The sequence below is a fragment of the Corynebacterium sp. HMSC058E07 genome, from assembly GCF_001809885.1.
Taxonomy (GTDB): Bacteria; Actinomycetota; Actinomycetes; order Mycobacteriales; family Mycobacteriaceae; genus Corynebacterium; species Corynebacterium macclintockiae.
The window spans coordinates 120,464-133,749 of the sequence record NZ_KV799281.1 but is presented as its reverse complement, the minus strand read 5'-3'; the positions used below and the strand labels follow the sequence as shown (position 1 = coordinate 133,749).

Here is a 13,286-nt window from a genome sequence, read left to right as displayed (position 1 = left end):
TCGTATTGTGACAAAAGTTGAGAAAATCGGCGTTCCCGGCGCCCGTGTTCTACGGCTAAAGATCTTTAAGACCGATGGGACCAGAGGGCGTCAGTAACAAGAGAGGCAACGATCTAGTGTCACCGAAGAAGAAGTCCCACCTGCACCGCATCAACAACACCAACTCCACCCCGCTGCGCATCGCCACGGGCGGCATGCTCGCCACCCTGGTTGTCGGCGGCGGCGTTGCGGTCGCAGGTCAGAAGTCGGTCACCCTCGACGTTAACGGCGACATCATCCAGGCCAACACCATGTCCGGAGATGTCGAAGGCGCGCTCAAGTCCGCTGGTGTAGAGGTCGACAACCGTGCCATGGTCACCCCGGCGCTGAACGAATCCATCAGCAACAACGCCAAGATTACCGTCCGCAGCGCACGCACCGTGGCGCTGACCATCGACGGCAAGCAGGAGAAGATCGACACCACGGCACTGACCGTCGGCTCCCTGCTGGATCAGCTCGGCCGCAGCGACGACATCAGCGCGATGTCCATGACCCGCAACCAGGAGATCCCGCTCGACGGCATGGAGCTGGAGATCGTCACCCCTAAGAAGTTCACGCTGAACGACGGTGGCCAAGACGGTCGCATGAGCCTGCCGGCCCGCACCGTGGGTGAGATCTTCGAGATGCGTGGCACCCCACTGGGTAAGGATGACAAGGTCACCCCATCTGCGGATACCCCGCTGAAGGAGGGTATGCACGTCGAGGTCACCCGCATCGCCAACCGCGACGAGACCAAGATCGAGGACATTCCGGCTCCGGAGCGCGTGAAGGAAGACCCGAACCTGCCTGAGGGCGAGGAGAAGGTCGTGAAGAAGGGCGCGCCGGGCAAGGCTCGCGTGGTTGCCACTGTCCGCACCGTTAACGGCAAGGAAGTAGACCGCAAGGAGAAGTCCAGCCAGGAGATCACCGCGCCGAAGGAGCGCGTGATCATCCGCGGCACCAAGAAGACTCCGGGCTCCGGGGACTCCAAGGGTTCCAACACCGGCGCTTCCGCTCCGTCCGTGGCCGATGGTTCCGTATGGGATCAGCTGGCGATGTGTGAGTCCACCGGCAACTGGTCGATCAACACCGGCAACGGATTCTCCGGTGGTCTGCAGTTCACCCCGTCCACCTGGGCCGGCTTCGGCGGTACCCAGTACGCGCCGGCTGCCCACATGGCTACCCGTGAACAGCAGATCGACATCGCCAAGCGCGTGCAGGCTGCACAGGGCTGGGGCGCATGGCCGGCCTGCACCGCCAAGATGGGTCTGCGCTAAAGCACCCCTTTGAGTTCTCCGGGTACGCACACCCGGAGTGCTTGGGAACCCTGGTTTCTATCGAGGATTAGCTCGACTACCCTGTATTAGGTGAGTGAACGGAAGATTCAGCTGCTAGGGCCCATTGAGATCCGGCAGCTCGCCGAGGAATTGGACTTAAACCCCACCAAGAAGCTGGGGCAGAACTTCGTCCATGACCCGAATACGGTCCGCAAGATTGTGAAGGCTGCGGACGTCACGGCCTCGGATACCGTGGTGGAGATCGGCCCGGGCCTGGGGTCGCTGACCCTCGCGCTTCTGGAGACCGGCGCGAGCGTGACCGCGGTGGAGATCGACCCGCGGTTGGCGGAAAGGTTGCCGGCGACTTTGGTCGAGCAGGGGGCGGATGATGCGGATGTCGCCGTGATCCTGAAGGACGCGATGACGGTGACGGTCCAGGATTTTGTTGATTCGGGACGCCCACTTCCCACCGCGCTGGTAGCGAACCTTCCCTACAACGTCTCCGTGCCCGTGCTGTTGCACATGCTGGAGGAATTCCCCACCATCGACCGCGTTTTGGTCATGGTGCAGTTGGAAGTGGCCGACCGTTTGGCCGCGGTGCCTGGCTCCAAGATCTACGGTGTGCCCAGCGTGAAGGCCGGATTCTACGGCTCGGTATCCCGCGCGGCGACCATCGGTAAGAACGTATTCTGGCCTGCCCCGAAGATCGACTCTGGCCTGGTTCGCATTGATCGCTACGCCGACGGGGAGCAGCCGTGGGCGGCAGAGCTACTGGACCGGGAGCAACTGGACCAGGAGCAGCTGCGCCGCGAGGTCTTTGCCCTGGCAGATGCCGCTTTCCTGCAGCGCCGCAAGACCCTGCGCGCGGCTCTTTCCGGCCACTTCGGCGGTGGACAAGCCGCGGAGCAGGCACTGCGAGACTCCGGAATTGATCCGACGTTGCGCGGGGAGAAGCTGTCCACAGAACAGTTTGTGCAGCTGGCTGTGACTTCGCTGCGGAACGACCCACGGGGTGCCCAATGAGCGTTTCCCATATCTTTGGACCGCCAGAACCCAAGTACCGCTCCGTGACCGCGAGCGCGCACGGGAAGGTGAACCTGCACCTCGGGGTAGGTCCGGCCAGGGAGGACGGGTACCACGAGCTGGATACTATCTTCCAGGCCGTATCGCTGAAAGAGGAAGTCACGGTCGCCCTGCGGGAAGCACAGGGAGCGCAGGATACTGCCGATCCAACACCGTGCACCTGGAGCGTTTCCGGTTTCGACTCGCACCTGGTGCCCCAGGATCCCAGCAACCTGGCGTGGAAGGCCGTCGCCGCCATCCAAGACCTGGCGCGCGACGCGCACGTTGCCTGGGCCGATGCGGGCGTGCACATTCACATTGACAAGGGCATTCCCGTCGCCGGCGGGATGGCCGGGGGGTCGGCGGATGCCGCCGCCGCGCTGATCGCAGCCACGGAGCTTTACTTCCCGGACCCGCGTTCGCCCCGGCGCCCGGACCGTGCGCAGCTGTCGGAGATCGCGGCCGACCTGGGCGCGGACGTTCCCTTCTGCCTGTTGGGCGGCACCGCGCGGGGGACGGGTAAAGGGGAGAACCTGATGCCCGTCATCACCCAGGGCACCTACCACTGGGCCATCGCCACGGATAAGCGCGGCCTGTCCACCCCACAGGTGTTTAAGCAACTAGACCAACAACGTGCCGCCGCCCCAGAGGCCAGCCCCAAGGGCGCCCGGGCGGGAAGCCCGGAGGCGCTCATTACGGCTCTGCGGGCGGGTAACCCGGCGGAAGTAGGGAAGCTGCTGGTCAACGACCTACAAGCCCCGGCGATTAGCCTGCTGCCTAGTCTGCGCGAGACGCTGAAGGCTGCAGAGGAAGCCGGCGCAATCGCCGCGATCGTCTCCGGCTCCGGGCCCACCATCGCCATGCTGTGCGCATCCGCTGACGATGCAGTGGAGGTAGCGACAGCCGTGAGCGTGGCCGGGAAAGCCAGCTCCACGATGACGACGAGTTCCCCGGCTGCGGCTGCGGGCGTCATAAAAAGGGAAGAAGTACGTGAGTAACCTCATCAACCTAGAAAAAGTCTCGAAGAGCTACGGGCTCAAAACCCTGCTCGACGACGTGAGCATCGGTGTGTCCAGCAACGACCGCATCGGCGTGGTCGGGCTGAACGGCGGCGGCAAGTCCACGTTGCTGAACATCCTGAGCCAGCGGGACGAGCCGGATTCCGGGCGCGTGAGCCACAACAACGACCTGCGCATGGCCATGGTCACCCAGGACGTACTGCGCGACGCGCCGGAGGGCATGACCGTCGCCGGGGCGGTGCTGGAACCGCTGGGGCTGCAGGAATACGAGTGGGCGGGCGACCCGAAGGTACGCAGCGTGCTGAACGGGCTGGACATCGCCCGCCTGGGGCTGGATACGCCGGTGCACTCGCTGTCCGGTGGCGAACGCCGCCGAACTGGTCTGGCCGCCGCGCTGGTGCAGGACCTGGACCTGCTGATCCTCGACGAGCCGACCAACCACCTGGACGTCGAGGGCGTGCAGTGGCTGGCCGAACACCTGCTGGGACGCAACACCGCACTGGTTGTGGTCACCCACGACCGCTGGTTCCTAGATACCGTCGCCAACCACACCTGGGAAGTGCACGACGGGGCGGTGGACATCTACGAAGGCGGCTACAACGACTGGACCTTCGCCCGCGCAGAGCGTGCCCGGCAGGCGGACGCGGCTGAGCAGCGCCGACAGAACCTCGCGCGCAAAGAACTGGCATGGCTGCGCCGCGGCGCACCCGCACGAACCTCGAAGCCGCGCTACCGCATCGAGGCCGCCGAGTCCCTGATCGCCGACGTGCCGCCCATGCGCAACAAGGTGGAGCTAATGAACTTCTCCGCCCGCCGCCAGGGCAAGAAGGTCATCGAGCTGGAAGATGCCCGCATCGCCACTCCGGATGGTCGCACGCTGGTGGAGGACCTGACCTGGCGCCTGGGCCCCGGCGAACGCATCGGCCTGGTGGGCGTGAACGGCTCCGGCAAGACCACCCTGCTGCGCACCCTGGCGGGCGAGGCACCGCTGGAGCAGGGGCGCAGGATCGAAGGCAAGACCGTGCGCCTGGGCTGGCTGCGCCAGGAGCTGGACGACCTGGACCCCACGAAGCGCCTGATCGAATCGGTGGAGGACGTCGCCAGCTACGTGACCTTCGGCGACAAGGAAATCAGCGCCTCCCAGCTAGCAGAGCGACTGGGCTTTAGCGCGAAGCGCCAGCGCACACCCATCGGGGACCTGTCGGGTGGTGAGAAGCGCCGCCTGCAGCTGACCCGCGTGCTGATGGCCGAGCCGAACGTGCTGCTGCTAGATGAGCCCACCAACGACCTGGATATCGACACTTTGCAGGAGCTTGAAAGCCTGCTTGACGAATGGCCCGGCACGCTGGTGGTGATCTCCCACGACCGCTACCTGATCGAGCGCATCTGCGATTCCACGTGGGCGCTGTTCGGCGACGGTCAGCTGACCAATCTGCCCGGCGGCATCGAGCAGTACCTCGAGCGCCGAAAGCGGGAGGCCAGCGACGAGGGGCGCAAGAACACTCTGTCCTTCGAAACTGGCACTGTTTCTTCTGGACGCCCCAGCCTCGGCGCCAAGGAAGTCCACGCACTCACCAAGGAAATGAGCGCGCTGGAAAGGAAGATGGCCAAGGTCGAGGCGAAGATCAACTCCATCCACGAGAAGATGAACAAGGTGGCGGAGAAAGCCGCGACCGGCGAGCCCGTCACCGACGAATTGGCCGCGCTGGATAAGGATCTAAAGGCCGCCCAGGAGGAGCACGGCGAGCTGGAGATGAAGTGGCTGGAAATCGGGGAGAAGCTTGAAGATAGCTGATGTCGCCTCGACCGCTGAGGAAGAGATCGCAGAGAGGCTGAGCACCGCCAGGGATCAGTGGGAAGCCCACGTGGACCCCGGTGGCGTTCTTGTCGGCGCGCTGCTGTTCGCGGCTTCGCTGACCCCCTCGTTGCTGCCACGCGATTGGTTGTTCCAGGGCGTGGTCGCGGGCATCTCCGGTGGCACTGGCTATACCGTCGGTGTGTTCCTGCATTGGCTGTGGGAGGCATTCCTACAGGAGTTCTTCGCTGAACCCCTGTGGAAGTGGCGCCGTAAGACAAGGGACTTGGTCGGGCGCGTGCAGGCCAGGGCGGGGCTCGGCGACCGTGGCATGCGGAGGCTAAGCAACGGCCTGGAAGTGGCCTTCGTGGTTATTGTGATTCTGGCGCTCCTGGTGTGGATTTCCTTCGCCGTGCGCTGGCAGCAGGAACTCGCCGGCCTGATGGGCGCGGAGGCCTACACGGCGGGAGAGTTCCTGCTGGTGCTGCCAGTTGGCCTAGGCCTGTGGGCGCTGATCGTGCTGGCGGGCAAGGGGCTGCTCTGGTTGATTGAGGCTCTGGAAGAAGGGCCGGTAGGGCGACGGCTCGGCGGGGTGACCCGCCCCGTATTCGCCTGGTTGGCCGTCGGAATGGCGCTGATTTTCCTGGTGGATACGGTCGTACCGGGCACCGTCGTGCGTGGTGCCGAACGGGTGTTTTCGGTTCGGGACCAGGAGATTCGGCCGGATCTTAAACAACCTCATGTCCCGGAGCGTTCCGGCAGCCCGCAGTCGCCCAACAAGTGGGAGGACCTGGGGGCGTTTGGCACTAGGTTCGTCGGCCTCGGCCTGTACAAGGACGAACTTGAAGCGCTGACCGGTCGCCCCAGCAAAGAGCCCATCCGCGTCTACGCCAGCCTGGAAAACGGAGCGGAGGATACAGATACCGCCCGTGCGGAAAGCGTGGTCGAAGAATTGAAGCGGACGGGCGCGAAGGATCGCAAGGCGTTGCTCGTGGTGCCCGCGACCGGTACCGGGTGGGTGAACCCCACGGCAGCCCAGGCCTTTGAGCTGATGTTCGACGGCGATTCCGCCATCGCCTCGGCACAGTACTCGTACTTGCCCAGTGGCGTGCAGTTCATCGCCGACCAGCAGTGCGTGGAAGACGCAGGAGAGGCACTTGTCTCCACGGTTGTGGACTGGTGGCACACCCTGCCGAAGAACCATCGCCCGAAGCTCTACGTCTACGGCGAATCGCTGGGCACTAACGCAGGTAGCGGTGCTTTCTCCGGTGTGCGCGACATCGTCTCTAGTGTGGACGGCTTGTTGTGGGTAGGACCACCGAATTCCAATAAGCTGTGGCACGATCTGGTGGATCGGCGTGACCCTGGCTCGCCGGAGGTATCCGCGGAGTACGCGGGTGGGCTGAACGTTCGCTTCGCGGAGAACACCGATGAGATCTGGCGCTGGCGCCGCGAGGAGGATCTTTCCTCCCGCGCCGGATGGCACAACCCGCGCATCCTGTTCTTGCAGCACCCCTCGGATCCGGTGGTGTGGTGGTCGCCGTCGCTGATCGCCAGGGAACCGGATTGGCTGAAGGAACCGGCGGGCTTCGACCGCTCGCCGTCGATGTCTTGGATTCCTTTCGTCACTTTCTGGCAGGTCACGATGGACCTTCCGGTTGCAGCTAACGTGCCGAATGGCCACGGGCACAACTACGGCAACGGCGTGCTGGACGCGATGCTGGCGATGGTCGGTGGGGCGGACTTTAACCCGCGCCGCGCCGCGGAGCTCCGAGGGCAGTTGGATGAGGCGATGTTGACCCAGGGACCGGAGAAGGAAGTCGGCGTGGACAACAGCAAGAACAGCGGCTAGGTCGCGCCCTCACCAGGGACAAGTGGTGCAGCCTGACCAGGGGAGAAGGGGCGCTGGCTGCTAACGCGCCGGTGGGGCGCGTACTGTGGAGAATCATGATTTTGATCAACGTAAAGTACAAGGTTCGCCCCGAGTTCGCCGACACCTTCCTGCAGGAGGTCTCCTGGTTCACGGAAGGCACCCGTGCGGAGGAAGGCAACATCTTCTTCGACTGGTTCCGCGATCCCGAGAACTTCAACGAGTTCCTGTTGATCGAAGCTTTCCAGGACGATGCCGATGTCGCACACGTCGAGTCCGAGCACTTCAAGCGCGCCTGCGACGAGATGCCGAAGTACCTGCTGGAGACCCCGGAGATCATCAACACGAAGATCCCGGGCAAGACCGAGTGGGATCGCATGGCCGAGTTCCGCGTCGAGGACAACTAGAAACTAACCACTAACAACGAACCCAGTACCCAAGTAACCAGCATGACCGTCAGCGTCTTCGACCTCTTTCAGATCGGCGTAGGCCCGTCGTCCTCGCATACCGTCGGGCCGATGCGCGCGGGACTGTCCTTCGCGCAGCGGGTCAAGGCTCTTGTGGGTGTGGACGCCACGTCTCCCCGCGCCGCCGACTCAGCCCAAGGCGAGCGGCTGCACCCGCTGGGATCCGACAAGCTGGCAGACGTGGTGAGCCTGCCCGATGAGGGGGAACATGGGCTGAGTATCAGCATTATCCTTTATGGCTCGCTGGCAGCTACCGGCGCTGGTCACGGCACTCTGGGGGCTTGCCTGCTGGGCTTGGACGGTGCCGACCCGGCGCAGGTGGATCCGGACTACATGCAGTTCCGGCTGGAAGAGATTCGCCAGACCCGCACCATTTATCTGGCGGGGGATAAGAACCTGCCCGTCACCTGTGGTTTCGAGGACATCGTGCTGCGCCCGACGGTGCGCCGCTCGATTCACACGAATGCCTTGACATTCGTGGTTAGTGGCCTGTCCAGCCCCGAACAGCCCGCCACGGTTGAGCCACTGAAACAGACCTACTATTCCATCGGCGGTGGCTTCATCCGCACCGAGGAGGAAGTCCCGACCCTGGACGAGCTCAGCGGGGCGTGGCTGTTCGAGTCCGGCGATAAGCTGATCTCCCTAGCCGAGCACGCGGGCATCAGCCTGGGGGAGGTGCAGCGACGCTGCGAACAATCGCTGCGCACCGATGAACAGATTGATGCAAACCTGGACGCCATTGCCCAGGCTATGCAGGATTGCGCCAAGCGTGGCGTGACCTTTGCTGGAGTGCTGCCGGGTTCTCTGATGGTTCGCCGCCGCGCCAAACGCTGGTACGACCAGTTGATGGACGAAGATCCGCACCGCACCGCGGAGTTTTCCGAGGATTGGGTGAACCTGGTCGCCCTGGCGGTGAACGAGGAAAACGCGGCCGGTGGGCGAGTGGTCACCGCGCCGACGAACGGTGCCGCGGGCATCATCCCCGCCGTGATGTTCTATGCGCGCGAGTTCACGCCCGCGGGCAAGGAGGACCCCTTCCAGGTGAACCGGCGCTTCCTACTGGCCGCGGGTGCGATTGGCTCGCTGTACAAGGAGCGCGCCAGCATCTCCGGAGCGGAGGTCGGGTGCCAGGGAGAGGTCGGCTCGGCAGCCTCCATGGCTGCGGCCGGGCTGGCGGAGATCCTCGGTGGTTCGCCACGTCAGGTGGCCAATGCCGCGGAGATTGCAATGGAGCATTCTTTGGGGCTTACCTGCGACCCCATCGGCGGGCTGGTGCAGATCCCTTGTATCGAAAGAAATGCCATCAGTGCAGGTAAAGCTATCAACGCGGCCAAGATGGCTATGCGCGGTGACGGGGATCATCACGTCACCCTCGACGAGGTTATCGAGACGATGCGCCAGACCGGCAAGGATATGTCAGAGAAGTACAAGGAAACGGCCGGTGGAGGACTGGCCACGAACGTTTCCGTGAATATTCCCGAATGCTAAGCCGCCTCCGTGGCCGTCGGCGCTTCGCCTTTGTCGCGATATAGCGCCAGGTGAATCGCCATCACCGCCAGGGCGAGGAGGGTCCACCACAGGTAGGCGTTGCCCAGGATTACCTGCCAGGCGTTCCACTCCAACTCGCGCTGCTCCTGGAAAGGAACAAAAGCGGAGGGCTCGAAGGCGAAGGCGGCGAAGCCCAGCACTACCAGTCCCGTCCACAGCCAACGCGGCGTGGCCAGCGGGGACGTGGGGTTGGCTACCGCATAGCTGGCCAACGCCACCAGCAGCACTGGGGCCCACGACCAGTGGTGGTTCCAGGAAATCGGGCTGGCCAGCAGGGCGAAGAGTGAATTGACGCACAACGCGACGATGGGAGCCTGTGCCTGCAGTAGCTTGAACATGACGAACGCGACGATCACCAGCGAGGCGCACACTAGCAGCACCCACAGCAGGCTGGAGGAGTCCGCCGTTCGCAGTCCGAAACGGTAGAGCAGACCGTTGAGGCTCTGGTTCAGGGCGTATTCATGGTTGCCGATGCGGCTGGAATCGCGCAGTGTGTGGGTCCAATATTCCAGAGAATCCCGCGGCAGGATCAGCCACGCCAGAGCTGTAGTGCCCAGTGTGCCCGCGCCCATGCGCAGGATGGAACCCCAGTCCTTGCGCAGAAGGAACCACAGGCCGAACACTGCGGGCGTCAATTTGATAGCAACCGCAGCACCCGTCAACAGGCCGCGATAACGGCGAGGAACGACCAGCGCATCTGCGAAGACCATGCCCATCAGCAACACGTTGATCTGCCCATAAGCCAGGCTGGTGTGGATTGGGCTCAGGTGGATCAGCACGACGGCCAGCGCCACCGCGATCCACCCGGCAGATGTGCGATCCAGGCGCGCCGCCACGTGCAGGGTGTGGGCGAAAACCCACCAGGTAATTGCGACCGTGGCGGCAATCAAAAGGATCGCCGAAAGGTCGTAGGGCAGAACCGCCAGAGGCGTGAAGAGAAGCGCCGAAATCGGGGGATAGGTAAACGGCAGGTACGTATCGCCGATGATGTGGAAGTGGCCGCTGTAGAGCTCCTGGCCGTCCAGGACGCGTTGGGCTCCCACCCGATAGACATCCAGATCCAGGTGGTAGTGGAAGCCGCGGGTGTTGATCACCTTCGGCAAGACGGACAGCACCGCGAGCACGCTAAGCATGATCTTAACCGGAAGGCTGATCGACAGGTGCCTAAAGTTCTCCATCCGCGTTGAAGCGGCTCCCTTTGTCTGCATAAAGGCTAATTATTGCACCTTTCGTGGCGCGAGTTGCGCCTAGGTTCGGCAACGTGGGGAGGGGAAAACACATTAGGCGTTTGGCCTGCGAAGAACTAAAGTAAGAAAGATGAACAACGCACTACCCAAGCTGGACAAAAAGGCCTACGAAAAGGAGCTTAAGCGGCTCCAGGCGGAACTCGTCGAAATGCAGCAGTGGGTGGTGGAAACAGGTGCGCGTATCGTCATCGTGATGGAGGGGCGCGATGCTGCTGGTAAGGGTTCCGCCATCAAGCGCATCACCCAGTACCTCAGCCCGCGCGTGTGCCGGATCGAGGCACTGCCGGCACCGAGCTCGCGCGAGCAGGGCCAGTGGTATTTCCAGCGTTACATTGAGAAGCTGCCGACGGCCGGAGAGATCGTCATTTTCGACCGCTCCTGGTACAACCGTGCCGGTGTGGAGCGCGTGATGGGCTTCTGCACCACCCAGGAATACCGCCGCTTCCTGCACCAGGCACCGATCTTCGAGCGCCTGCTGGTGGAGGACGGCATTATCCTGCGCAAGTACTGGTTCTCCGTTTCTGACGAAGAGCAGATCCGCCGCTTCCAGTCCCGCCAGTCCGATCCGCTGCGCCAGTGGAAGTTGTCCCCGATGGACTTGCAGTCCATCACGCGCTGGGAGGACTACTCGCGCGCGAAGGACGAAATGTTTGTGCACACCGACATTCCTTCCGCACCGTGGTACACGGTGGAGTCCGAGGACAAGAAGCGTTCCCGCATCAATGTGATCAACCACCTGCTGAACACGATCCCGTGGGAATACGTGGAAAAGAGCGTGCCGAAGATCCCGGAGCGCCCGGAATCCGAATCGACCTACGAGCGCCCGCCGCGCACCCAGTTCCGCTACGTGCCTGACGTGGCCAAGGCTTTGGAGAAGGCGGCTGTGAAGCAGGCCGAGGACTCTGACTCTCAGAAAGCAGAGAAGGCTGAGAAGTCCGACAAGGCTGACAAGGCCGAAAAGTCTGAGAAGGACAAGAAGTCTGGGAACAAGAAGGCTGGAGACAAGAAGTCCGCAAAGGATAAGTCCAAGAAAAAGAAGGACAAGAAGGCCAAGAAGTCCTCGAAAAAGTCGAAGTAAACCCAAAGGGGCAGCGAAAACTGCTGTCCGGCTGCGGTGGGTCGGGGTTCCTGCAATTATGGTTGCATGGCCGACAAGAGAAGGAAGCACCCGACCTACGACCCGGACGCCGAGGTAACCACCGTCGTCGCCGGTCATATCGGAGTGATTGAGCTAAACCGCCCGAAAGCTCTGAATTCCTTAAGCGTAGAGATGATTCGCCTTATCCGCGAAGCCATCGATAAGTGGGCGGATGACGATTGGATTCAGTTCATCGTCATTAAGTCCTCCTCTGAAAAGGCTTTTTGCGCGGGCGGCGACGTTCGCTATGTGCGAATGCGCGACAAGAAGCGCATGTACCGCTTCGGGGATTCCTTCTTCGAGGAAGAGTACGACCTCAACGAGCGACTCTCCCAGGTAAACAAACCCGTCATCGCGCTGCTGGAAGGCATCGTCATGGGCGGCGGCATGGGTATTTCAATGCACGGTTCGCACCGCGTTGTTACCCCGCGGACGCTCGGTGCGATGCCGGAGGCCGCCATTGGCTTCGTGCCCGATGTCGGAATGTCTTATCGTCTGACCCACCTGGATGTATCGCCTGCGGTGGGGCTTTTTATTGCCACGACGGGCTGGCGGCTTAGCCCCGCCGACATGCTGTACACGGGGCTCGGCACGAACTTGGTTGCGGACGTGAATAAGTTCGAATCCGACTTGCACTCCGGTGATCTGCCGGAAGCCCTGCGTAGTAATGCGCTAGATCCGCAAGCGCTGCAGGAACCAACCTCCATCCTGCAGAAGCACCACGAATGGATTGAACAGACCTTTGCCGACGGCGATTGGGGCGCGATCGAGGCCCGGATCGTTGAGGCTGTAGATGCTAGTTCTTCTATTGGGGACGCCGAGCTGACCCAGTTTATAACCAAGGTGGCCGAATCCCTGCAGGGAGCCAGCCCGGAGAGCCTGGTGGCGACGGTTGAACTGTTCCGACGCGCGGAACACGCGACCCTTCGCGAGGCTCTGGACATGGAATACAAGGTCGGATCTGAGCTGCGACGCGGCAAGAACTTCATCGAAGGCGTGCGCGCGGTGCTGGAGCACAAGGACCACAACGCGCAATTTGATCCCGCAACCACCGACCAGGTTGATCTGCAGAAGTGGCAGGAGCTGCTGGCTTAGCCGGTCGCAGTGTTCCCCTCGCGGCGCTGCACGCGTAGCCAGACGATGAATCCCCACATGACGAACGCGCCGTAAATGAGGTAAAGCGCGGCGGAGGGGTAGTAGCCAGCTGTGAGCAGTAGCGGTACGCCGACGATGTCCACCCCGATCCAGATCAGCCAGAACTCTGTCCAGCCGCGAGCCATGCCGAAGGTCGCCAGGATGGAACCGGTGAAGATCCAGGCATCTGCCCACGGTCCCCACGAACCGAGTGCGTCGAAGATGAGCGCGAAAACGACGGTGCCGGCGATCGCGAAGGCCAGCATTCCTAGGCGCGCCTTGGCGCTGGCCCAGCTGGGCTGAACGGCGGCGCTATCGGCCGCGGGTTCGCTGACGATGGAGCGCGAAGGGTCGGTGTTGTCAGGTTCGCGCATGCCGGCGGTGCGCGCGCGGTTCCACTTGTACCAGCCGTACAGCGAAACGATGAGGAACATCACCTGGCGACCGGCCTGGCCGTAGAGGTCCAGATCCTGCGGGGTGTGGAACAGGCCGCCCATGAATACGGTGAACAGCAGCATGTTGCCGACGATGCCCACGGGCCATGCCCAGACAACGCGCTTCATACCGCCGACGGCGGATGCTAGACCGAATGCGTTGCCGACGATTTCTCGCCACAGGATCGGGTAGCCGCCGATGATCAGCGTTGCATTTAGAAGCGTTGAGAAAATTCCTTCGGATTCCACACCGACCATCTTTCCCCATCAATCCACG

At 62.8% G+C, this 13,286-nt stretch carries 11 protein-coding genes; 9 read left to right on the top strand and 2 right to left on the bottom strand.

What is annotated here, in order from left to right; translation table 11 throughout:
- Positions 1-116 precede the first annotated feature (116 nt).
- From HMPREF2678_RS08690 to HMPREF2678_RS08660, 7 genes are all read left to right on the top strand, one after another.
- Positions 117-1,295, top strand: a complete 1,179-nt coding sequence (locus tag HMPREF2678_RS08690) for a resuscitation-promoting factor (RefSeq protein WP_034967398.1) — start codon at positions 117-119, stop codon at positions 1,293-1,295.
- Between the two features lie 90 nt (positions 1,296-1,385).
- Positions 1,386-2,318 carry a 16S rRNA (adenine(1518)-N(6)/adenine(1519)-N(6))-dimethyltransferase RsmA gene (gene rsmA, locus HMPREF2678_RS08685; RefSeq protein WP_035001140.1) on the top strand — a complete coding sequence of 311 codons (933 nt, stop codon included), beginning with the start codon at positions 1,386-1,388 and terminating at the stop codon, positions 2,316-2,318.
- Complete coding sequence (locus HMPREF2678_RS08680) at positions 2,315-3,355, top strand: 4-(cytidine 5'-diphospho)-2-C-methyl-D-erythritol kinase (RefSeq protein WP_051891417.1); 1,041 nt, start codon at positions 2,315-2,317, stop codon at positions 3,353-3,355. Before rsmA ends, HMPREF2678_RS08680 begins: the two co-directional genes overlap by 4 nt.
- Complete coding sequence (locus HMPREF2678_RS08675) at positions 3,348-5,171, top strand: ABC-F family ATP-binding cassette domain-containing protein (RefSeq protein ID WP_070551999.1); 1,824 nt, start codon at positions 3,348-3,350, stop codon at positions 5,169-5,171. Before HMPREF2678_RS08680 ends, HMPREF2678_RS08675 begins: the two co-directional genes overlap by 8 nt.
- Complete coding sequence (locus HMPREF2678_RS08670) at positions 5,158-7,023, top strand: alpha/beta hydrolase (RefSeq protein WP_070551997.1); 1,866 nt, start codon at positions 5,158-5,160, stop codon at positions 7,021-7,023. Before HMPREF2678_RS08675 ends, HMPREF2678_RS08670 begins: the two co-directional genes overlap by 14 nt.
- A 95-nt stretch (positions 7,024-7,118) precedes the next feature.
- Positions 7,119-7,448 (top strand): putative quinol monooxygenase, encoded by a 330-nt coding sequence (locus tag HMPREF2678_RS08665; RefSeq protein WP_034979426.1) that lies wholly within the window; start codon positions 7,119-7,121, stop codon positions 7,446-7,448.
- 42 nt (positions 7,449-7,490) lie between these two features.
- Positions 7,491-8,996 carry an L-serine ammonia-lyase gene (locus tag HMPREF2678_RS08660; protein WP_070551995.1) on the top strand — a complete coding sequence of 502 codons (1,506 nt, stop codon included), beginning with the start codon at positions 7,491-7,493 and terminating at the stop codon, positions 8,994-8,996.
- Here the strand turns inward: HMPREF2678_RS08660 and HMPREF2678_RS08655 are convergent.
- Positions 8,993-10,234, bottom strand: coding sequence for a glycosyltransferase 87 family protein (locus tag HMPREF2678_RS08655; RefSeq protein ID WP_246817926.1), 1,242 nt, complete (start codon positions 10,232-10,234; stop codon positions 8,993-8,995). The two genes, HMPREF2678_RS08660 and HMPREF2678_RS08655, sit on opposite strands and share 4 nt — an antisense overlap.
- 139 nt (positions 10,235-10,373) lie before the next feature.
- Here HMPREF2678_RS08655 and ppk2 point away from each other — a divergent pair, with 139 nt between their 5' ends.
- Both ppk2 and HMPREF2678_RS08645 read left to right on the top strand, forming a co-directional pair.
- Complete coding sequence (gene ppk2 / locus HMPREF2678_RS08650; protein ID WP_034975430.1) at positions 10,374-11,381, top strand: polyphosphate kinase 2; 1,008 nt, start codon at positions 10,374-10,376, stop codon at positions 11,379-11,381.
- 66 nt (positions 11,382-11,447) lie between these two features.
- Positions 11,448-12,536: a 3-hydroxyisobutyryl-CoA hydrolase gene (locus tag HMPREF2678_RS08645; RefSeq protein WP_083303453.1), complete on the top strand. Its 1,089-nt coding sequence runs from the start codon at positions 11,448-11,450 to the stop codon at positions 12,534-12,536.
- Here HMPREF2678_RS08645 and HMPREF2678_RS08640 read toward each other — a convergent pair.
- Positions 12,533-13,267, bottom strand: coding sequence for a nicotinamide mononucleotide transporter family protein (locus HMPREF2678_RS08640; protein ID WP_034967365.1), 735 nt, complete (start codon positions 13,265-13,267; stop codon positions 12,533-12,535). The genes HMPREF2678_RS08645 and HMPREF2678_RS08640 overlap by 4 nt on opposite strands.
- Positions 13,268-13,286 lie beyond the last annotated feature (19 nt).

Excerpts from the sequence above, each read along its gene's own strand:
- HMPREF2678_RS08680 (WP_051891417.1), top strand. The coding sequence starts at position 2,315 with ATGAGCGTTTCCCATATCTTTGGACCGCCAGAACCCAAGTACCGCTCC.
- HMPREF2678_RS08665 (WP_034979426.1), top strand. The coding sequence starts at position 7,119 with ATGATTTTGATCAACGTAAAGTACAAGGTTCGCCCCGAGTTCGCCGAC.
- HMPREF2678_RS08660 (WP_070551995.1), top strand. The coding sequence starts at position 7,491 with ATGACCGTCAGCGTCTTCGACCTCTTTCAGATCGGCGTAGGCCCGTCG.
- HMPREF2678_RS08655 (WP_246817926.1), bottom strand. The coding sequence starts at position 10,234 with ATGGAGAACTTTAGGCACCTGTCGATCAGCCTTCCGGTTAAGATCATG.
- ppk2 (WP_034975430.1), top strand. The coding sequence starts at position 10,374 with ATGAACAACGCACTACCCAAGCTGGACAAAAAGGCCTACGAAAAGGAG.
- HMPREF2678_RS08645 (WP_083303453.1), top strand. The coding sequence starts at position 11,448 with ATGGCCGACAAGAGAAGGAAGCACCCGACCTACGACCCGGACGCCGAG.
- HMPREF2678_RS08640 (WP_034967365.1), bottom strand. The coding sequence starts at position 13,267 with ATGGTCGGTGTGGAATCCGAAGGAATTTTCTCAACGCTTCTAAATGCA.